Source organism: Actinomadura sp. NPDC000929, assembly GCF_040492065.1.
Taxonomy (GTDB): Bacteria; Actinomycetota; Actinomycetes; order Streptosporangiales; family Streptosporangiaceae; genus Spirillospora; species Spirillospora verrucosospora.
Genome location: NZ_JBEUPA010000066.1, coordinates 20796 through 40322, shown reverse-complemented (window position 1 = coordinate 40322; position 19527 = coordinate 20796). Strand labels below are relative to the sequence as shown.

Below are 19527 nucleotides of genomic sequence, written 5' to 3'. Positions count from 1 at the left end.
TCGCCGTGACCGTCGCGGTGCTCGCGCAGACGCTGCGGTTCTCGCTGCCGCAGCTCGACCACTTCGCCGACGAGGCCGGGACCGCGGCCGCCGCCACGGCCGCGCCGTCCGACGGCAAGCTCGGCCCCGACCGCGACCACATGCTGGAGATCGGCGAGCACGTCGCCCAGAAGTGGATCTTCGAGCGCGGCCGGGACAACATCCGCGACCTGCTGCCCGGCCCGATCCTGCCGCCCGTCATCGACAAGGAGCTGCTGATCGAGGCGGAGAAGGAGCTCGGCGGCTCGCTGCGCCCCTACCAGGAGGCCCGCACCTGGCTGCGGGACGGCTTCTGGGAGCGCGTCTACCGCGAGTTCGGCATAGGCATCGGCAAGTCCGACTGACGGACCGGCCGCGGCGCCTCAGCGGAGGATGTCGTGGCCCGCGCGGCGCGCGCGTCGGTGGGCGACGCGCATGGCGGCGCCCACTCCGAGCCGGTAGACGAGTCTGGACGGCGGCGTCCGGTAGGCGAGTTCCGTGTGCGGGGCGTAGCGCACCTCAGGGCCGTTCTCCAGCCAGCCGGTGTGGACGCGCTGGTGCTGCCCCTGGACGTACTTGGTGAAGGAGTGGGCGGTCAGGCCGGCGCGGCGCCCGCCGTCGGGGAGGATCCCGGGAGGCGGGTCGAGCAGTATGCCGTCCTGGTCGTCGCCGATGACGGAGACGGGGATCACCATGGGGAAGCCGTCGGCGCCGGAGTCGGCGCCCAGCGTCTCGGGGTAGTCGCCGAGCGGGGCCGAGAGCGATGCGGTGCCCTGGACCAGCACGTATTCAGGCCGGTCGCTGTAGCCGTGGTCGCGCGCGTGGAAGGCCAGGGCGACCTTGGGCTCGCGCTTGATGCGCTGGAGCTTCTTCCAGCCTCCGACCGAACTGTTCACCGTGACGGTTCCGCCGTCGCGGTCACGTGCGCCGAAGTTGGTGGCCGGGGTGAGCACCACCCCGCGGGCCGGGGTGACGGTGGCGAGGATGACGGCCTGGTCGCCGCCGATGATGTCGTCGACGGTGTCGGGCCAGTGCGCCAGGGTCATCGATCGCTCCCCTCAGAACGGGACCGAATCTAACAGACGTAAGTGTTTTTTTAGAGGGGCCGGCGGACTTTGCGCCGTTCGTGGCGGTGAACCGCGCACCCCGCAGACCGGCCGGCACCCGATACCGTCTCCGCAGCGAACACGTTTGGCAATTAGCCGGATGCAGAACGTCGTCCCTAGGTAAGGTCCCCGCCGTGAATGGGGGAGACCGCGCATGCAACCTCACAAGGGACGATCACGGGCCGCCGCGCTGCCGCTCGCCGCGGCCCTCGCGCTGACCGGCCTGGCCGGGTGCGAGTCGCCCGTCCCCTTCTACCGGCCCGGGGAGGGCTCCCCGGACGACCCGGTCGTCGGGCTCGGCGGACCGGCGCCCTACCTGCCGGCGCGTCCGGGCGGCGCGCCGCGCGCGTCCGAGTCCGGGCCGCCCGGCGGGGTGCCCCTCGCGCCGGCGGGCGGCCGCGTCTACGCCGCCACCGGCCCCGGGATGCTCGCCCCGGCGGCCCGCGGGCTCCCGGCACGGCTGTACGTGCCGAACGGCCCGTACGTCGACGTCCTCGACCCCGCCGGGCTCAGGCTCGTCGGCCGGTTCCACACCGGGGCGCCGGCGTCGCGGGTGGCGCCGTCGTGGGATCTGCGGCGGCTGTGGGCCACCGACCGCGCGAACGGCCTGCTCGTCCCGCTCGGTCCGCGCAGCGGGAGACTGGGCCGCCCGGTCGGGGTCACCGCGCCGACCGGGCTCTACTTCTCCCCCGACGGCCGCGACGCGCTCGTCCTGGCACGCCGCCCGGACCGGATGGACGTGCGCGACCCGCGCACGATGGCGGCGCGGGGGACGGCGCCCCTGCCGTGCGCGGCCGGCCACGCCGACTTCACCCCCGACGGCGCGTCCCTGGTGGCCACGTGCGCCGCCGCCGGCGTGCTCGCCCGCGTCGACCTGGCGAGCCGCGCCGTCTCCGGCACGCTGCGGCTGCCCGGCGGAGCGCGGCCCGGCGACCTGCGCCTGTCCCCCGACGGGTCCGCCTTCTACGTCGCCGACGCCCGGCAGGGCGGGGTGTGGCTGGTGGACGCCCGGCGGTTCACCCCGCTGGGGTTCGTCCGGACGGGGGCCGGCGCCCGGGGCCTGGCGATCAGCAGGGACGCGCGCCGGCTCTTCGTCGTCGGCGGCGGCGCCGTCACCGCCGTCGAGTTCGGAACGCGGCGGGTCGCGGCGCGCTGGCCGCTGCCCGGCGGCGGCTCGCCCGCGCCGGGCGGGGTGTCCCCGGACGGGACGGCCCTGTGGCTCGCCGACCCCGCCGGGCTCGTCTACGCCGTCTCGACCCGGACCGGGCACGTCGTCCGGTCCGTCCGGGTCGGCGGGCGCCCGGCGGGGATGTGCGTGCATCCGCAGCCCGGCCGCTACTCGCTGGGCGGCACCGGCCTGTACCGCTAGCGGGGCCGGCTAGCGCGAACCGACATGGTGCCAGTCGGGGAGCAGCTCCTCGACGAGCGCCTCGGTCTCGGGCTGGAGCCCGTCGAACAGCGGGTCCCGGACGACGCGGCCGCGCAGCTCGTCCACGGCCACCTGGACCTGCGCGACGTCGCCGGTCGCGTGGGTGGCGCGGAGCAGGTCGCGCCACAGGCCCTCGTCCTCGGGGGCGAGCCGCAGCCCGGCGCGGGCCGCGCCCACCGCGCCGCGCGGGTCGCCCTCCTCCAGCCGCAGCACGACGAGGCGGTGCGCGACGTCGATGACCCGCGCGGGCGCCTCGAACTCCAGGTCGTGGTCGGCGAGCCAGGCGTACCGGCCGCGCGGCCGGTCGGCGAGGAGCGGGCCGCGGACGAGGTCCAGCGCGTACGCCATGTAGGCGGTCTCGGACGCCGGCTCGGCCGCCGACCGCCACACCAGCCACCGGAACACGTTCAGGTCGACGCGCACCTCGGAGCCGAGCCGGATCCGGCCCCGGTCGTCGTAGTACAGGTTGGGGCGGCCTCGGGCGTCGCGGCCGAGCCAGTCCGACACGCGGGCCACGCACGCGTCGCGGACCCCGGCGGAGACGCCGCGCGGCCAGACCGCGCCGGACAGCACCGTCGGATGGACGCCCTCCGGGTGTGCCGCGAGGTACACCAGCAGCTCCGTGCACAGCTCGCGGCGGGACTCGTCCATCGGCCCCGGCGCGTCGACCTCGATCGGGCCGAGCAGCCGGACCTCCACCGACGACTCCTGCGCGGTCGGCGGCTCCTCGCCTCCGGCGAGGCCGGGCAGCTCCACCGGCTCCAGCCGCGCGGCCGTGCGGAACAGCTCGAACACGCCGCGGTAGTCGTCGTCGCCGACCAGCTGCGCCTCGACGTCGAAGCCGAGCACGCCGGCCGTCAGGCGCCCGGCGGCGTCGACGTCCCACGTCCAGGTGGCGCCCTGCACGTCGCCGGGCACGAGGTAGCCGGCGGCCATCCGGGTGCCGGTGCGGGCCAGCGCGACGAGCCGGTCGGCGTCCCGCTCCGGGGGCTGGTCGGCCATGATCAGGTAGTGCGGCATCCACGCCTCGCCGAACACGCCGCGGCAGCGCCCGGTGAGCACCGAGTCGACGCCGGACGCGGCCAGCGCCTGCCGCACCTCCTCGCTGCGGCCCTCCAGCTCGGGCAGCGCGTCCTCCAGCGTCGGGACGGACCGGACCCGGTCGGGGGCGATCTCCGCCAGGCCCTCGCCGAGCTCGGCGTCGAACCCGACGAGCGTGATCCGCATGTGGTCGGACCAGCGGTTGGTGGCCAGCTCCAGCGCGACCGCCGACAGCACGGCGCGGCGGGTCTCCTCGGGCCCGCGCAGCGCGATCAGCCCGTGCGCGGCCTCCAGGTCGACGAGGATGCGGCCGTTGTCGTTCGTGCCGATCGAGACCAGGCCGGGGTAGGGGGCGAGGACGTCGGCGAGGTCGGAGGCCTCCAGGCCCGGCAGCGCGTCGGCGCCCAGCCGCCACACCTGCCCGTCGTCGAACGCCTGCCAGGGCGCGGGCGGGTTCCGGTCGGCGGGCGCGATCCACAGGTCGAGGCTGCCGCGCCCGAGGTGCACGCCGTAGATGGTCGGCAGGGCGCGCCCGCCCGCCGCCATCGACTTGGACATGTGCCGAAGCCCGAGGTCGAGCAGCCGCGCCGCGTCGTCGTCCGCACCGATCCGCAGGGCCCGCTCCGCCTCGACGGCCGCCCCCTCCGGCCGGACGATCATGTGCCCGAACGCGCGGTGCCACATCTGGGTGCGGCGGCGCCGGCCGAGCGCGCCGAGCAGCCCGGCGGCGAGGAGCGACGCCGCGGCGAGTCCGTGCGGCCAGCTCACGTCGAACCTGTCGCCGGTCTCGGCCGAGGGCCTCTCCGACCCGCCGTCGTGCGCGGGCGGCTGCGCGGTCTCCGTCCTCTCCGGCCCTGACTTCTCCGGCGCGGGCGCCTTCGGCTCGGTGTGCTGCGGCGCCGGGGTCGGCGAGGCCGACGGCCGCGGGACGACCGGCGGGGCCTGGGACGCGGGCGGCTGCGTCGGCTCGGCTTCGTGTGTGGGCGGCTCGTGCGTGGGCGGCGCCTGATGGGTCGGTGGCGCCTGATGCGTGGGCGGCGTCTGCTGCTGCGGCGGCGTCTGCTGCGCCGGCGGGGTGGGCTTCGGCGCCGCGGGCGGGGCCGGGTTCGGCCTGGCGGGGGCGTCGGGGACGGCGTGCCCGTGCCGGAAGTAGTCCTGGAGGTCCTTGGTGGGGATGACCTGCGCGTGCTTGGCGTCCGCGGGCATCTCCAGGATCCAGCCGGGACGGATCAGGCTCGCGATCGTCAGCCGCGTCCCGTCCGGCTGGATGTGGCCCTTGTTGAGGGAGTAGATCTCGTTGTAGCGGCGGCCCTCGCCGAGGCACTTCTCGGCGATCTCCCACAGGGACTCGTGGTGCCGGCCCTCGGGCGGACGCACCCGGTAGATCTTGGTGGTGGCGGCCTTCTCGGCCGGGCTCGCGGCGAGGTTCTCGGCGGCCGGGGCGGCGGCGGGCCGCTCCGGCGCCTCGGGGATCTGGTGGAACTCCGCCGCCTGCGGCTGCATCTGCACGGCGGGCGGACGCTGGGCCAGCCCGCCGGAGAGCGCCGGCATGATCGAAGTGGTGGCGGTGAACAGCAGCAGCGCCGCCACGACGAGCCGGTGCACGAGCGACTGCGTCCCGCCCGCGAGCGGCACCCGCGCGGGGACGCCGACGCCGCGGATCCCCGCGTACACCTCGACGACCACGCACGCCGCGAGCTGGATCCAGGCGAGCCACACCAGCACCACGAGGATCGCGATGAGCGAGCCGGGGCCCACCCGGTGCGTGAGGTCGGACGCGGACGGCACGTGGTCCGGCAGCGGCGAACCGAAGATCGTCAACAGCGCGAACGGGACGCCGGCCATCAGCGCGGCGAGCAGGACGAGCGCCCCGATCCCCGCCAGCACGTCGCCCGCGCTGCGCTGCCTCCGCACCCGGACGGGTGTCCTGCGCTCCTGCCGCGTCACCATCGCGCCCCTGCCGTTCTCCGGTCCCTGGACGTCGTCCTCATGGTAGATCTGTTCTCGCCGATGCTCACGGGTTCGTTCCTCCCGGTCCGCCCGTGACGGGGCGGGCGGTCGCGCTGGAGGTCATCTGGAACTCGCCGAAGCCCGGAATGATCCCGAGCAGCTGGGGCCGCACGCTGATCCGCACGCTGACGGCGACCTCCTGCTCGTCGGCGTCGCACCGCGACCCGGTCACCTGGTCGCTGTAGGAGGCCAGCAGGTCGCACGCCGCCGCGCGGGCCTTGCCGGGGTCGAGGACGGGCTTGCCGGTCTGCCGCAGGGCGTCGGGGTCGATCTGGTTCGCGCCGGCGCGGGCGGCCTGCTCGGCCATGTCCGCCGCGCGCTGCCGGGCGTGGATGGCGAGGCCGCCGTCCACGAGCAGCCCGGCCAGCAGGATGACGACCGGGGTGAACAGCACCGTGTACATCGCGATCGTGCCCCGGTCGCGGCCGTCGCCGACGGCCCGTGCCTCCGGCCGGCCCCGCCGTCCCGGCGCCTTGCGCGGTCCCGTCATGGCGTGTCCTCCGGCGGCTCGTCGTCCGTCCCGCGGAAGGTGTAGGTGTCGACGGGCGCGATCGCGTGCCCCTGGAGCCGCTTGCTGCCGGGCAGCCCGATGAACGCCAGGTCGCCGAGGTCGACGTCGCAGGTGATGGTCACGTCGACGCTGCCGCCCGGCCCCCAGCCGGACACGTCGGTCTCCACGGTGGGGCCGCCGGAGCACCAGGAGGTGCCGCGCAGCCCGGCGGACGCGGTGTCGGAGGCGAGGCCCTCCGCGTCTCCCGCGCTGCGCGCGATGGACGCGGCGCGGGCGGCGTCGCGGGCCGCGCCGTCCACCTGGCTCTTGGCGTCCACCATGCGCCCCGCGCCCGCGAGGAACAGCAGGAACGCGACGAAGATGGGCGTGACGAGGACCATCTCCAGCGACATGGACCCGCCGTCGGCGACGAGGCGCGGCAGGCGGGCCCTCATCCGCCCGCTCCCCGCTGGCACGCCGTCCCGGAACCGACGTCGGGACGGAAGCACTCGATCGGGCCCTGCGAGCGCTGCGACACGTGGAACCTCATGAACGGGACGACCTGGACGGCCTCGCCGCTGACCTCGACCCAGCGCTCGTCGTTCTCCTCCCCCGCCCGGACCTGGAGCCCGCCGAGCAGGTTCGGCCCGATCTCGCGCACGCTGGAGGACGCCTTCGCGGTCGCCGCGCCCTCCCAGCCGCCGCCGACCGGGGAGGTGCGCGCGACGCGGGCGCCCGACTGCGCCGCCGCGAGGGCGACGTGCCGGGCGTGGAAGACCATGGCGAACTGCACCGCGGCGAGCATCATCATGATGAGGACCGGGGTGAGCAGCGCCCACTCCATCGACGAGGCGCCCGCGTCGGAGGAGGCGCCGGGTTCCCTGGGCCGCACGGCGGTCAGCCCGTGTTGATGCTGTTGGCCTTGTCCTGGATCTTCTTCTGGATCACCGCCCCGATCGTGATCGCGATCAGCGCGAGGATCGCGGTGATGATCGCCCATTCGATCGCGGACGCGCCGCGGCACCGCTCCTCCTCGTCTCGCAGTCGCGCCAGGCGGGTGCCGAGCAGGGCGCGCAGGTAGACGACGGCCGGGTCGTTCAAGGGATTGAGCGGGCTCATCGTGACAGCTCCAGGGGCGTGGGTCGGTGAACGGGTCGGGGAAGGTTCGCGGTCATGAGGCCAGCACCCGCATGAGGGCCGGATAGGCGAGGAAGATCAGGAAGCCGGCGCACAGGAACAGCTGCGCGATGAGCATCGACTGGGAGCGCTCGCCCGCCTTGCCCTCCAGCTCCGACAGTTCGCGGCTGCGCATCGACGCGGCGCGGGCGGCGAGGGACTTGCGGATCTGGGCGCCGTCGTCGGACACCAGCGCGAGCGCGCCCGCGAGGTCGCGCAGCTCGGCGATGTCGACCTCCTCGCCGAGCCCGCCGAGCGCCTGCCAGGGCGTCTGGCCGGTGATGCGGGCGTTGGCCAGGGCGTCGCGGATGCGGTGCATGGCCCAGCCCTCGCCGACGTTCGAGGCGGTCATCAGCGCCTCGGGGACGCCGCGGCCGCCCGCGAGGTTCATCGACACCAGGTCGAGGAACGCGCCGACGACGTGCCGGAAGTCCTGCCGGCGCGACTGCGCCTCCTGCCGGAGCTGCATGTCGGGAAAGAAGAAGAACAGGCCGGCGAACAGCACGCAGATCCACACCGGGACGGCGACCGAGGAGCCGAGCCCGAGCAGCGTGAAGTAGGCGACGACCAGCGGGATGAACACCAGCGCGGCGGCGGGCAGCAGGAACTTGGTGGCGAGGAACGCCTCCAGCGACCGCTCGGTGATCGCCAGGTCGGCGCGGACCGACCGCAGCCGCCAGCCGCGCGCCTCGCACATCCGCGCCAGTTCCCGTCCGAGCTTCTCCCGCGTCCCGCCGAACCGTCCCGGCGTCGGCGCCGGCGTCCCGGACCGCCGCTGCTCCAGGTCGCGGCGGCGGGCGGCGTCGAGCGCCGCCATCCGCGCGGCGAGGCCGGGCCGCGACGGGAACAGCGCCCGGAAGAGCACGTACAGGCCGAACCCGACGACGGCCCCGGCGATCATCGCGGCGTTCACGGGACGCCACCGCCCTCGGCGGCGCGGCCCTGCCAGCCCGCGACGGTGCTCGGCACCTCGCCGGGCACGCCGGGCTGGGCGGCCCCGCGCGGCTCGCTGAGGAACCGGCCGGGCATCTCGTACCGCGACAGGCGGCGCAGCCACAGGAAGGCGGCGCCGTACAGGGCGACGACGATGCAGAGGACGAGCTGCCCGAGGACGTCGTCGTACGGCTCGACGTAGGAGTGGTTGAACACGGCGAGCGCCAGGGCCGTCCCGACGGACACGGCGACGACGATCCGGACGCTGCGCCGGGTCGCGCGGCGGTCGGCCTCCACGCGGCGGCGCATGTCCAGCTCGGCGCGGGCCGAGTCGGCGAGGGCGCCCAGCATGTCGCGCAGCCCGGGGCCGCGCAGCTTGGCGTTCAGGATCAGTGCGGCGATCACCAGGTCGGCGGACGGGTCGTCCAGGTCGTCGGCGAACCGGCGCAGCGCCTCCGGCATCGGGACGCGGGTGTGCAGCCGGTCGACGAGGTTGCGCAGCGGCTGCTGGAGGGCCGGCGCGGCGGCGCGCTGGGAGGCGGGGATGGCCTGCTCCAGCCCGACGGCGCCGGCGATGGTGTCGCGGAGCGACTCCGTCCACGCGGCGAGGGCCTCCAGCCGCGCCATGCCCCTGCGCTCCTCGGCGGCGCCGCCCGCCAGGCCGTTCCAGGCGAGGACGAGCGCGCCGGTGCCGGCGGCGGCGATCGGCCAGCGCGTCACGATCAGCACGACGGCGCCGACGATGACCGCGAGGGCGGTGCGGGTGGTGAGGGTGCGGACCAGGTCCTCGCGGCTGCGGCCGCGGGCGGGCCCGCGGCGCGGCGGCAGCCCGCGCATCGCGACGATCAGCAGCAGGAGGCCGCCGCCGACCGCGGCGCCGGTGACGACGGCGAGCATCACGTCCGGCGCGTACATCAGCCGTCACCCCCGCGCGTCACCAGGACCCCCCGGCGGACGGGTCGTAGCCGTGCTCGACCAGGTCGGCGATGCAGGCGATGGGCGCCGCGGGGACGGCGTACCCGGCGGGCCCGAGCGCGAAGATCTCCGAGGACAGCACGCGCCCGTCCACGCCGGTGACCTCCCGGACGCTGGCCACGTAGCGGCGCAGCCGGCCGCCGGAGGCGTAGTCGTTGCGCTTCTCGATGAACACCACGAAGTCGATCGCGCCCGCGATCAGCATGTGGGTCGCCTCGACCGGCAGCCGCTCCTCGGACTGGATCGCGTACGTGGCGACGCGGTTGAAGACCTCCGCCGAGGAGTTGGCGTGGATCGTCGACAGGGATCCGTCGTTGCCCTGCGTCATCGCGTTCAGCATCGTGACGATCTCGTCGCCGAGGACCTCGCCGACGATCACCCGGGACGGGTTCATCCGCAGCGACCGGCGGACCAGCTCGGCCATCGAGATCGCGCCCTGGCCCTCGGAGTTCGGCAGCCGCTGCTCGAACGCGACGCAGTTCGGGTGGAGCTCGGGGAACGCGTCGAGGCCGAGTTCGAGGGCGCGCTCGACGGTGATCAGCCGCTCGTGCGGCGGGATCTCGTTGGCGACGGCGCGCAGCAGCGTCGTCTTCCCCGCGTTGGTCGCGCCCGCGATCATGATGTTCTTGCGGGCGTGCACGGCGGCGCGGAAGAACTGCCCGACCTCCTGCGTGATCGTGCCGTTGCCGACCAGGTCGGCGAGGAACACCTTGCCGAGGCGGGCGCGGCGGATCGACAGCGCGGGGCGGACGGTCACGTCCATCACCGCCGACAGCCGCGACCCGTCCGGGAGCCGCAGGTCCAGCTGCGGGTTCGCGGTGTCGAACGGGCGCGAGGACAGCCCGCTGTAGGCGGCGAGGATCTGGATCAGCTCGACCAGCTCCTCGTCGCTCTCGGCGACGGGCTCGCCCATGGCCTCGCGGCCGTCGGCGTAGCCGAGGAACACGCGGTCGCAGCCGTTGATGTCGATGTTCTCGATCTCGGGGTCCTCCAGCAGCGGCTGGAGCCGGCCGACGCCGAACAGGGCCGCGTGCACGCCGGCGGCGAGGGCCTCCTCCTCTTCGGCGTTCGGCGGCCGGCGCCCCGAGGTGATCTCGCCGCGCGCGAACTCCTCCAGCACCTGGCCGATCAGGGCGCGGGCGAACTGCCGCTCGTCCTCCCCGGACATCGGCGGGAGCCCGTTGGCGGCGTCCAGCCGGCGCTGCCGGGCCAGCCGGTCGCCGACCTCCTGGCGGAGACGTTTGACCAGAGCGTGGTCCATCTAGCGCCTCCCCTCCTCGTGCCCGCCGCCCGCGGGGACGTGCGGCGCCTGCCGCGGCGGCGGCGGTCCCTGCGGCGGCTGCTCGGGCGGTCCCGGCGGGAGCGGGACGTCGTGCCCCGCGGGAGGCGCTCCGGGGGGCCCGGCGGGAGGCGCGGCGGAGACCGCGGCGGGCAGGCGCCCGACCAGGTCGGCGGCGACCTCGCGCGCCGACCGGATGAGCAGCGAACGGTCCAGCCGCCCGCCCCAGCTGCCGGACAGCAGGTCGGCGCCCTTCGGGTCGAGGGCCAGGCCGCCGAGGACGGTGACGTCCGGCGGCGGAGGGCCCTGCGCGGCGTCGGCGGCGCGCCCGCGCACCCCCGCGAGGATCCGGTCGACCTCGGCGATGGAGCCGCGGAAGTCGCGCGGGTCGGCGAGCACCAGCACGCCGACGGGCGGCCCGCCGCGCAGTTCCGCGGTCAGCGCGGCGACGCGCTCGCGCAGGTGGGCGACCTGCTCCAGGGTGGCCCTGGTGAGCAGGACGACGAGGTCGGCCTCGTGCATGAGGTCGATCAGCGGGCTGGCCGCGCCGAGCCGCCCGCAGTCGGCGATCACGTCGACGGGGGCGAGGCCGGCGAACGCCCGGCCGAGCGGCCCCCACAGCCACGTCATCGCGTGCGCCTGCTCGGCGTTGGTGACGCCGACGAGCACGTCGAGGCCGCCGGAGAGCCGCTGGCAGTGCTCGGCGACCTGGTCGGGGCGCAGCCCGCGGCGGGCCGTGGCGGCGAGGCTGAGCAGCCCGCGCGAGGGGTTGAGCATGCCGCCGTCGGCGTCGCCGTCCGGCTGGGCGGAGGGCAGCCGGTAGACCAGGTCGCCGCCCGCCTGGTCGCATTCGGCGACGAGCACGGGACGCGGCCACACGGCGCCGAGCGCGACCGCCGCGGTCGTGACGCCCGGCGCGCCCTTGTCGGCCGCCAGCGCGATGAGTGCCACCGTCAGTTACCGCCCGTGCCTGGGCCCGGGGTGCCGGCTCCGGGAGTGCCGGCTCCGGGGGTGCCGGCTCCGGGAGTGCCGGCTCCGGGAGTGCCGGTTCCGGGGACGGGCTGGACGCCGTTGCCGCCGTCCGAGCCCTCGGGCGCCGCGGGCGGCACCGAGACGTTCGTGCCGGGCGGGAGCAGCGCGAGCGCGACCGTCCCGGCGGAGGCCGCCTGCGTCACCCGCGCCGCGTCGGCCGGGAGCACGGCGACGTCGACGCTCGTCTGCTCGGACCGCAGCCGCGTCGGGCCGCCGCCGTCCCCGGCGCCGACGTTCAGCACGACCGCGTCCCGCGCGAGGACGGTCCCGGCGCGCGGCCCGCCGCCCGTCCCGCCGCCGACCGCGAACAGGGTGACGTGCGCGCCGCGGGTGACGTTCCCGGAGGGCATCTGGCCCGGCTTGAGCGCGAGCCCGACGACGAGCCGGCCGCTGGTGGGCGCGTCGGCCGGGCTGATCATGGAGTTGGTCAGCAGCGCGCCCTTCACCAGCGGGACGGCCGCGAAGTACCGGCTCACCTTCGCCCGCTCGGACCACTTGAGGTACTGGATGCCGGTGTCGCCGATCTGCACCTCTTCGAGGGCGCCCGCCGGGATCCGCTGCCCGGCCGCGACCGGCTGGGCGATGCGGATCGCCGAGACCCGCTCGCCGCTGGCCATCACGAGGTAGGCGCTGGCGAGGGCGCCGCCGAGGATCAGCAGCACCGCCAGCGCGGCGAGCGCCGGTCTGCGCTCGCGCGAGGACGCGGGGAGCCGCTGCCCTCCCGAGGTGCCGAGCCCCGACCGGCCGAGTCCCGTCCCGCCGGACGAGCCCGCCGCGCCGCCGCCGGAGATGGTCGACTGGTTGGCCTTCATCGCGCTGCCCACGCGCTCCTTCCCGCCCTGACCCGGCCCCGTCCCACCGGAGTCCGCGTCGTCGAGCGATCCATGCTCGCGGGGGCGGAGAGGTCACGTCAATGGATTCGCGGGAGCCGAGCGCCCCCATATCCGAGCACACGGCGATGACCTGCGAATTCACGGATCACATGGCCACTTACCACCAGTCACATCCGTCACTGACCCCCGGGCCGGACGGGCGGGAGGGCCCGCCCGGTCACGGTTTCAGGCCGATGAGGCGCGCGAGCAGGGTCGACGTGTGGTCGAAATAGGCGGCCCGTTCCTCGATCACGTTGTTGTACTGGCCGAACAATTCGAAGCTGACAGTCCCGTACAAAGCGGCCCACGCAGTGAACGCCCGCGCCATGACGTCGCCAGGGACGTCCAGGGGGAGCATCGCGCGTGCGCGGGCCATGTCCTCGGCGATGGCGGCCGGCGGCGGGGGGCACGGCCCGGCGGGGTCGAGCTCGCCGGCGGCGTGCGCCTCGGCGACGATCCGCGCCATGACGACGGTGTCCCGCACGGCGGCGGGGACGGTCTCCTCCGGGGCCTTGTAGCCGGGGACCGGCGACCCGTAGAGCAGCGCGTACTCGTGCGGGTGCGCGAGGGCCCACTCCCGGACGGCGCGGCACACGGCGAGCCAGCGTCCGCCGTAGTGCTCCGCGCCGGCCCCGGCGTCGGCGCGCTCGACGGCCTCGCCGACCGCGTTGTAGCCGTCGATGATCAGCGCGGTCAGCAGGTCGTCGCGGCTCGGGAAGTACCGGTAGATCGCCGACGACACCATGCCCATCTCGCGGGCGACCGCGCGCAGCGACAGCCCCGCGGCGCCGTCGGTGGCGAGCTGCCGCCTCGCGATCTCGGTGATCTCCCGGACCATCTCCGCCCGGACCCGCTCGCGCGCCGTCTGCCCCGCGCTCATGCCCACCTCCTCGGGGACGGCCTTCCGCCGGCCCCTTCGTCCTGCCCGTCCTCCGGAGGCTAGCAGAGCGCCGCGCTGTTTTGAGAGCGACGAACTTCTTCGAGAGCACTGCTCTTGACAACACCGCTCTCCTCAGAGAGCATTGCTCTCGTAACGGAGCACCGAACAAGGAGCCGGCCATGCGAAGCCTCACGACCCTGCACGACGACTACGCGCTGCGCGGACGCATCGACGACGCCGCGCCCGTCACCAGCGCCTCCACCGTCCTGATCGACGCGCCGGCCGCGCGGGTCTGGGAGGTCCTGGCCGACCTGCGCGGCTGGGAGGCCTGGGCGCCCGACTTCAGGCTCCGCGAGCTGGACGCCGTCGAGCCGGGCCGGGAGTTCCGCTGGAGCCAGGGCGGCACGCCCCTGCGGTCCCGCTTCGCCGTGGTCGACCCCGGCCGGGAGCTGAGCTGGACGGGCACCTTCCTCGCGCTCTACCGGGCCGTGGACCGGCTGGTCCTGGCCGACGAGGGCGGCCGGACCCGCGTGACCGTGCAGGAGTCGCTGGACGGCCCGCTGATCCGGCTGATCTACGGGGAGCACAAGCTCCGCGCGGGCCACGAGGCCCGGCTGGCCGCCCTCAAGGACCACGTCGAGGCCTCCGCCTGAGGCGGAGCGCGCAACACCGAGCACACACCACCGGGCACACACCACCGTCAGGGAGAGAACCATGGGCAGGCACGTGATCGTCGGAGCCGGGCAGGTCGGGACGCACCTCGCCGAACTGCTGACCGGGCGGGGGCACGACGTCGTCGTCGTGACCCGGTCCGGGTCGGGCCCGGACGGGGTCGAGCGGGTCGCGGCGGACGTCGCCGACCGGGACCGCCTCACCGGGATCGCCAAGGGGGCCGACGCGCTCTACAACTGCGTCAATCCGCGGTACCACCGGTGGACGCAGGACTGGCCGCCGATGGCCGCGTCCCTCCTCGGGACCGCCGAGGACACCGGGGCCGTCCTCGTGACGCTGAGCTGCCTGTACGGATACGGACCGGTGGACGGGCCGATGACCGAGGACCTGCCGCTCGCCGCGACCGGCGCCAAGGGGCGGGTGCGGGCGAGGATGTGGAAGGACGCCCTGGCCGCGCACGAGGCGGGCCGCGCCAGGGTCACCGAGCTGCGCGGGTCCGACTACTACGGGCCGCGCAGCACCGACCAGGCCTACATCGGCGAGACGCGGTTCGTGAAGCCGCTGCTGGCGGGCAAGCGCGTCCTGTACTTCAGCGACCCGTCCGTCCCGCACGCGTGGACGTACCTGCCGGACGTCGCGCAGGCCCTCGCCATCGCCGGGACGGACGAGCGCGCCTGGGGGCGTCCCTGGCACGTCCCCACCGGCCCGGCGGTGTCCACGGTCGAGGTCGGGGAGCGGCTGTGCGAGATCGCCGGAGCGCCGGCGCCGCGCATCAGCGAGGTTCCCCGCGCGGTCTTCAACGCGGCCGGGCTCCTCTCACCGATGCTCAGGGAGCTGCGGGAGACGCGGTACCAGTTCGACAAGCCCTACATCCTCGACTCCTCGGCCTTCGAGTCGACTTTCGGGATGGCCCCGACACCGCTGGACGACGCCCTGAAGGCGGTCGTGTCGGCTTCCCGGATGGCGGAGGGGACGGGTAATTAAGCTAGGCCCGGTTGTCCCGCGGACGTCGGAGGGCTCGGATGCGGATCTCGTTCACGGCGTTGACCGGCGGGGGCCCCCGCGACGTGGTGCTCAACCTCGACTCCGAGGCCACCGTGGACGGCGTCGCCCAGACGCTCGCCGCCACGCTGGACGGCCGTCCCGCGGTCCCCGCCCCGCGCTTCTCCAAGGACGCGCTGCTGTCCCGGGGCGCGCGCAAGGCCCTCTGGATGGACGGCCGGATGCTGGACCCGCAGGCGCTCGCCGTGAAGGAACTGCGGGACGGCGCCGTCGTGGCGGTCGAGCGGCGCGGCGCCGCCGCGACCGTGCTGACCGAGCCGACCGGGCTGGTCGAGGTGCGCGTCGTCGGCGGCCCGGCCGCCGGGTCCGTGCACCGGCTGGGGCTCGGCGTCTGCACGATCGGGTCCGGGAACGACGTCGACGTGGTGCTGGACGACCCGTCCGTCCCGGCCCGGTCCCTGCGGCTGACGGTCGAGCGCACGGCCGTCCAGGTCGAGGCGTCCGCCCTGACGATGCAGGGGGCGGTCGTCCTGGACGGAACGCCCCTCGGCGCGAAGACGGCGTGGCCGATGGGCGCGCTGCTGACGGTGGGGGCCAGCGTGCTCGCCCTCGCGCCGTGCGCCGCCCCCGACACCCACCTGGAGCCCCTGCCTGAGGGCGGCCTCGCGTTCAACCGGCCGCCGCGGCTGAACCGGCCGCGGCGGGCGCGGACGCTGGAGGTGCCGAAGCGCCCCGAACGCAACCCGCGCGAGCGGCTCCGGCTCTTCGGCGCGCTGCTGTTCTCGGCGTTCGGGCTCGCCATGGCGTTCGGGCTCGGCCAGTGGTGGTGGGCGCTGTTCGCGCTGGCCTGGCCGGTGATGACGCTCGGCGAGTGGCTCGGCGACCGGATGCACGGCCGCAAGTCCTACAAGAAGTCGCTGAAGGAGTACCACCGCAAGGCGGGCGAGTTCGACGGCGAGCTGGAGCGGCTGCGGCGCGAGGACGAGGCCGAGCGCCGCGCGCTGCACCCCGACGCCGCCGAGGTCCTGCTCACCGCGACGGGCCCGCGGCGCCGCCTGTGGGAACGCCGCCGGGACGACCCCGACGTCCTGCACCTGCGGGTGGGCCTCGCCGACCTGCCCGCCCGCATCGAGCTGACCGGGGACGCCGAGCCGGCGGGCGGCGCCGGAGGCGAGCGGGAGGGGCCGTCCTCCGACGGGCGCGGACTCCGGGTCCCGAAGGCCCGGCAGGTCCCCGTGGTGCTGCCCCTCACCGAGCTGGGCGTCGTCGGGCTGACCGGGCCCCGGCACGCCTCGCGCGCCCTGGCCCGCTGGATGGTCGCGCAGGCCGCCGCCCTGCACAGCCCCCGCGACCTGGCCATCGTCGTGCTGTCCGCCGACCAGAACGCCGGGCACGAGTGGAACTGGGTGCGCTGGCTGCCCCACTGCGCGCCGCGCGAGGGCGAGGACTGTGTGGCCCTCGTCGGCACCGATCCCGAGTCGGCGGCGCACCGCGTCACCGAACTGGCGATCCGGGTGACCGAGCGGCGCCGGGCCGCGCAGGCCGAGTCGTCGTTCTTCGGCCAGGGCGGCCGGCCCGCCGACGGCGCGCCGTACAACATCCTGATCGTCCTGGACGGCGCCCGCGCGCTGCGCCGCATCCCGGGGATGCCGATGCTGCTGTCGCGCGGCGCCGAGTACGGGCTCTACGCCATCTGCGTGGACGACGAGGAGCGGCTGCTCCCCGAGGAGTGCAGCGCCGTCGCCGCCTGGGACGCCCAGCGGCACTCGACGCTCCTGCTCCAGGGGCGGGGCCTGGACGCCGTCGGCCCCGTCCTCGCCGACCAGGTCTCCGCGACCTGGACCGACCGGGTGGCGCGCGCGCTGGCCCCCGTCCGGGACGTGTCCCGCGGGGACGCCGAGGACTCGCTCCCCGCCGACGTGCGGCTCCTGGACATTCTCGACATGCCCGAGCCCACGGCCGAGCACGTCCTGCAGTCGTGGAACAGGACGGGCGGCCGGACGACCCGCGTCCCCGTCGGCCTCGCCTCGGGCGGCCGCTACGAGATCGACCTGCGCGCGGACGGCCCCCACGGCCTCATCGCCGGGACCACGGGCGCGGGCAAGTCGGAGCTGCTCCAGACCCTCATCGCCTCGCTCGCCGTGGCGAACCGCCCCGACGAGATGACGTTCGTCCTCATCGACTACAAGGGCGGCGCGGCGTTCAAGGACTGCGCGGACCTCCCCCACACGGTCGGCATGGTCACCGACCTGGACGGCCACGCCACCGAGCGCGCCCTGGAGTCGCTGGCCGCCGAGCTCCGCCGCCGCGAGGAGATCCTGCTCGGCGCGGGCGCCAAGGACGTCGACGACTACGACGACCTGCGCCCCGCCGATCCGGGGCTGCCGGCCGTGCCGCGGCTCGTCCTGGTCATCGACGAGTTCGCCGCGATGGTCACCGAGCTGCCCGACTTCGTCGCCGGCCTGGTCGACATCGGCCGCCGGGGCCGCTCCCTCGGCGTCCACCTCATCCTCGCCACGCAGCGCCCCGCCGGGGTCGTCACCGCCGACATCCGCGCCAACACCAACCTGCGCATCGCGCTGCGCGTCACCGACCCCGACGAGTCCGCCGACGTCCTGGACTCCCCTGACGCGGCGCAGATCTCCAAGTCCACCCCCGGGCGCTGCTACGTCCGCTCCGGGGCGTCGTCGCCGCAGGCCGTCCAGTCGGCGCGGATCGGGGGCCGCCGCCCCGGGGCCGCGTCCGGGTCCGGCGGGCCGACCGTCCACCCGCTGCCGTGGCAGGGCCTCGGCCATCCGCTGCCCGCGCCGCGCGAGGCGGCCGACGACGCCGTGCTCGCCACCGACCTCGGCGTGCTCGTCCAGGCGGTCGACGAGGCCGCGCGCCGCGCCGGGATCGCCCGGCAGCCCTCGCCGTGGCTGAGCCCGCTGCCCGAGCGGGTCGCGCTGGCGCCCCGCACCGCCGCGGGCGGCTCCGTCGTGGACGTCCCGCCGATCCCGTTCGGCGTCACCGACCTGCCCGCCGTCCAGTCCCGCGAGGAGCTGACGCTCGACCTCGCGGCCGGCGGCCACCTCTACATCGCCGGGTCCGCGCAGTCGGGCCGCTCCACGGCGCTGCGCACGATCGCCGGGTCCCTGGCGGGGGCGTGCTCCCCCTACGACGCGCACCTGTACGCCGTCGACTGCGGCGCGAACGCCCTGCTGCCGCTGGTCTCCCTGCCGCACTGCGGCGCCGTCGTGACCCGCGACCAGCTCGACCGCTGCGAGCGCCTCCTCACCGCGCTCTCCGCCGAGGTCGCCCGCCGCCAGCAGGTGCTCGCCGAGGCGGGGTTCTCCTCCCTCGCCGAGCAGCGCGCCGCCGTCGCCGCCACCGACCGCCTCCCGTGGATGGTCCTGCTCCTGGACCGCTGGGAGGGCTTCCTCGGCGCGTTCGAGCACTACGACTACGGGCGCCTCGTCGACCAGGTCGTCCGGCTGCTGCGCGAGGGCGCCGCGGCCGGGCTGCGCGCCGTGTTCACCGGCGACCGCTCCGGTCTCGGCGGGCAGGTCTCCACGGTCTTCGACCGCCGCCTCATCCTGCGCATGGCCGACCCGAACGACTACGGGTACGGCGGCCTGCAGGACCGGCAGATCCCCGCCGAGATGCCGCCCGGGCGCGCCCTGGAGCCCGCGGGGCCCGGCGCGCCTCCCCGCGAGTCGCAGATCGCGCTCCTCGGGGACGACGCGTCCGGCGCGGCCCAGGTCGCGGCCCTGCAGGAGATCGCCCGGAGCTGCGTGTCCCGCTACGGCCGGCTGCCGCGCCGCCGGGGTCCCCTGCACGTGGACGAGCTGCCGGTCCGCGTCACCTATCGGGAGGCGATGTCGCTCGACCCGGAGTTCCTGGCCCCCTCGGCGCTGTGGGCGCTGGTCGGCGTCGGCGGCGACACGCTCGCGCCCGTCGGCGTCGACCTGCTCAACGAGGGCCCGGGGTTCGCCGTCGCGGGGCCGCCCCGCTCGGGCCGCTCCACGACGCTGCGGACGATCGTCCAGTCGCTGCTCGACCCCGCGGTCGGCGGCGGGCTCGTCCCGGTCGTCCTGGTGACGCCGCGCCGCTCCCCGCTGCGCCTGCTGGCGGGCCGGCCCGGCGTGCTCGGCGTGCTGACGTCCGACGCCGGCGCCGACGACCTGGAACGCGCGATCGGCGACGAGCACCGCTTCGCGGTGGTCGTGGACGACGCCGAGCTCCTGGACGAGACCGAGCTGGACGAGGCCCTGAGCGGCGTCCTGCGCACCGCCCGGGACGGGGAGCACGCCGTCGTGATCGGCGGCACCACCGACGATCTGGGCCGCGGCTACCGGGGCTTCCTGTCCGACACCCGGCGCTCGCGGTCGGGCGTCCTGCTGTCGGTGGACTCCCCGGACGACGGCGACCTGTTCGGGCTGCGCCTGCCCCGCAACGCGCCGCTGGGCGGGCCCACCGGCCGGGGCCTGTTCGTGGCCGCGGGCGCCACCACCCGGATCCAGGTGGCGCTTCCCCCTCCGGTCGGCTCCGACTGATCGCGACCGGCCTCCGCCGGGCGGAGGGCGCCGGGCGAAGAAAAAAGGCGGGTCCCGGCCTCGGGGGGATGGGCCGG

The 19527-nt window shown here is 75.6% G+C and carries 16 protein-coding genes and 1 pseudogene; 6 read left to right on the top strand and 11 right to left on the bottom strand.

Annotated features, from left to right (window positions below):
• Nucleotides 1-383, top strand: a pseudogene (locus tag ABWI04_RS22745) (hypothetical protein); the annotation flags it as partial.
• Nucleotides 384-401: 18 nt separating this feature from the next.
• On the opposite strand, the gene ABWI04_RS22740 reads toward ABWI04_RS22745, so the two are convergent.
• The gene (locus ABWI04_RS22740) at nucleotides 402-1064 is read right to left on the bottom strand and encodes a pyridoxamine 5'-phosphate oxidase family protein (RefSeq protein WP_353833707.1); all 663 of its coding nucleotides are present in this window, start codon (nucleotides 1062-1064) and stop codon (nucleotides 402-404) included.
• Between the two features lie 214 nt (nucleotides 1065-1278).
• Here ABWI04_RS22740 and ABWI04_RS22735 point away from each other — a divergent pair, with 214 nt between their 5' ends.
• A complete protein-coding gene (locus ABWI04_RS22735; RefSeq protein WP_353833706.1) occupies nucleotides 1279-2493 on the top strand; it encodes a YncE family protein in 1215 nt (404 codons plus the stop codon).
• A 9-nt stretch (nucleotides 2494-2502) separates the two neighbouring features.
• Here the strand turns inward: ABWI04_RS22735 and ABWI04_RS22730 are convergent, their stop codons facing one another.
• The 9 genes from ABWI04_RS22730 to ABWI04_RS22690 all read right to left on the bottom strand — a co-directional run bounded on the left by ABWI04_RS22730 (nucleotide 2503) and on the right by ABWI04_RS22690 (nucleotide 11408).
• Nucleotides 2503-5544: a BTAD domain-containing putative transcriptional regulator gene (locus ABWI04_RS22730; RefSeq protein WP_353833705.1), complete on the bottom strand. Its 3042-nt coding sequence runs from the start codon at nucleotides 5542-5544 to the stop codon at nucleotides 2503-2505.
• Between the two features lie 64 nt (nucleotides 5545-5608).
• Nucleotides 5609-6094 (bottom strand): TadE/TadG family type IV pilus assembly protein, encoded by a 486-nt coding sequence (locus tag ABWI04_RS22725; protein ID WP_353833704.1) that lies wholly within the window; start codon nucleotides 6092-6094, stop codon nucleotides 5609-5611.
• Nucleotides 6091-6549 carry a TadE family protein gene (locus tag ABWI04_RS22720; protein WP_345176811.1) on the bottom strand — a complete coding sequence of 153 codons (459 nt, stop codon included), beginning with the start codon at nucleotides 6547-6549 and terminating at the stop codon, nucleotides 6091-6093. Before ABWI04_RS22720 ends, ABWI04_RS22725 begins: the two co-directional genes overlap by 4 nt.
• Nucleotides 6546-6986 carry a TadE family protein gene (locus tag ABWI04_RS22715; RefSeq protein WP_345176809.1) on the bottom strand — a complete coding sequence of 147 codons (441 nt, stop codon included), beginning with the start codon at nucleotides 6984-6986 and terminating at the stop codon, nucleotides 6546-6548. Before ABWI04_RS22715 ends, ABWI04_RS22720 begins: the two co-directional genes overlap by 4 nt.
• A gap of 5 nt (nucleotides 6987-6991) precedes the next feature.
• Nucleotides 6992-7213, bottom strand: a complete 222-nt coding sequence (locus ABWI04_RS22710; protein WP_089314798.1) for a Flp family type IVb pilin — start codon at nucleotides 7211-7213, stop codon at nucleotides 6992-6994.
• 52 nt (nucleotides 7214-7265) lie between these two features.
• The gene (locus ABWI04_RS22705; RefSeq protein ID WP_345176806.1) at nucleotides 7266-8183 is read right to left on the bottom strand and encodes a type II secretion system F family protein; all 918 of its coding nucleotides are present in this window, start codon (nucleotides 8181-8183) and stop codon (nucleotides 7266-7268) included.
• On the bottom strand, nucleotides 8180-9118 hold the full coding sequence (locus ABWI04_RS22700) for a type II secretion system F family protein (RefSeq protein ID WP_353833703.1): 939 nt from the start codon (nucleotides 9116-9118) through the stop codon (nucleotides 8180-8182). The genes ABWI04_RS22705 and ABWI04_RS22700 overlap by 4 nt, the downstream gene beginning before the upstream one ends.
• Nucleotides 9119-9137: 19 nt before the next feature.
• Nucleotides 9138-10439, bottom strand: coding sequence for a TadA family conjugal transfer-associated ATPase (locus ABWI04_RS22695; RefSeq protein WP_345176800.1), 1302 nt, complete (start codon nucleotides 10437-10439; stop codon nucleotides 9138-9140).
• A complete protein-coding gene (locus ABWI04_RS22690; protein ID WP_353833702.1) occupies nucleotides 10440-11408 on the bottom strand; it encodes a hypothetical protein in 969 nt (322 codons plus the stop codon).
• On the opposite strand from ABWI04_RS22690, the gene ABWI04_RS22685 reads away from it, so the two are divergent.
• The gene (locus ABWI04_RS22685) at nucleotides 11398-11805 is read left to right on the top strand and encodes a pentapeptide repeat-containing protein (protein WP_353833708.1); all 408 of its coding nucleotides are present in this window, start codon (nucleotides 11398-11400) and stop codon (nucleotides 11803-11805) included. The genes ABWI04_RS22690 and ABWI04_RS22685 overlap by 11 nt on opposite strands.
• A gap of 734 nt (nucleotides 11806-12539) precedes the next feature.
• Here ABWI04_RS22685 and ABWI04_RS22680 read toward each other — a convergent pair.
• Nucleotides 12540-13241 (bottom strand): TetR/AcrR family transcriptional regulator, encoded by a 702-nt coding sequence (locus tag ABWI04_RS22680; RefSeq protein ID WP_345176792.1) that lies wholly within the window; start codon nucleotides 13239-13241, stop codon nucleotides 12540-12542.
• Between the two features lie 179 nt (nucleotides 13242-13420).
• Between ABWI04_RS22680 and ABWI04_RS22675 the strand changes: the two genes are divergently transcribed.
• The 3 genes from ABWI04_RS22675 (at nucleotide 13421) to ABWI04_RS22665 (ending at nucleotide 19450) form a co-directional block, all read left to right on the top strand.
• Nucleotides 13421-13894, top strand: a complete 474-nt coding sequence (locus tag ABWI04_RS22675) for an SRPBCC family protein (protein WP_345176789.1) — start codon at nucleotides 13421-13423, stop codon at nucleotides 13892-13894.
• Between the two features lie 61 nt (nucleotides 13895-13955).
• Nucleotides 13956-14897, top strand: coding sequence for an NAD-dependent epimerase/dehydratase family protein (locus ABWI04_RS22670; protein ID WP_353833701.1), 942 nt, complete (start codon nucleotides 13956-13958; stop codon nucleotides 14895-14897).
• Between the two features lie 38 nt (nucleotides 14898-14935).
• Entirely contained in the window at nucleotides 14936-19450 is a 4515-nt protein-coding gene (locus tag ABWI04_RS22665; protein WP_353833700.1) for an FtsK/SpoIIIE domain-containing protein, read from the top strand.
• The last annotated feature ends 77 nt before the right edge of the window (nucleotides 19451-19527 follow it).

Bases quoted from the DNA above. Each gene is read 5' to 3' on its own strand.
- ABWI04_RS22740 (WP_353833707.1), bottom strand. From the start codon at position 1,064: ATGACCCTGGCGCACTGGCCCGACACCGTCGACGACATCATCGGCGGC.
- ABWI04_RS22735 (WP_353833706.1), top strand. From the start codon at position 1,279: ATGCAACCTCACAAGGGACGATCACGGGCCGCCGCGCTGCCGCTCGCC.
- ABWI04_RS22730 (WP_353833705.1), bottom strand. From the start codon at position 5,544: ATGGTGACGCGGCAGGAGCGCAGGACACCCGTCCGGGTGCGGAGGCAG.
- ABWI04_RS22725 (WP_353833704.1), bottom strand. From the start codon at position 6,094: ATGACGGGACCGCGCAAGGCGCCGGGACGGCGGGGCCGGCCGGAGGCA.
- ABWI04_RS22720 (WP_345176811.1), bottom strand. From the start codon at position 6,549: ATGAGGGCCCGCCTGCCGCGCCTCGTCGCCGACGGCGGGTCCATGTCG.
- ABWI04_RS22710 (WP_089314798.1), bottom strand. From the start codon at position 7,213: ATGAGCCCGCTCAATCCCTTGAACGACCCGGCCGTCGTCTACCTGCGC.
- ABWI04_RS22700 (WP_353833703.1), bottom strand. From the start codon at position 9,118: ATGTACGCGCCGGACGTGATGCTCGCCGTCGTCACCGGCGCCGCGGTC.
- ABWI04_RS22695 (WP_345176800.1), bottom strand. From the start codon at position 10,439: ATGGACCACGCTCTGGTCAAACGTCTCCGCCAGGAGGTCGGCGACCGG.
- ABWI04_RS22685 (WP_353833708.1), top strand. From the start codon at position 11,398: ATGAGTGCCACCGTCAGTTACCGCCCGTGCCTGGGCCCGGGGTGCCGG.
- ABWI04_RS22680 (WP_345176792.1), bottom strand. From the start codon at position 13,241: ATGAGCGCGGGGCAGACGGCGCGCGAGCGGGTCCGGGCGGAGATGGTC.
- ABWI04_RS22675 (WP_345176789.1), top strand. From the start codon at position 13,421: ATGCGAAGCCTCACGACCCTGCACGACGACTACGCGCTGCGCGGACGC.
- ABWI04_RS22670 (WP_353833701.1), top strand. From the start codon at position 13,956: ATGGGCAGGCACGTGATCGTCGGAGCCGGGCAGGTCGGGACGCACCTC.
- ABWI04_RS22665 (WP_353833700.1), top strand. From the start codon at position 14,936: ATGCGGATCTCGTTCACGGCGTTGACCGGCGGGGGCCCCCGCGACGTG.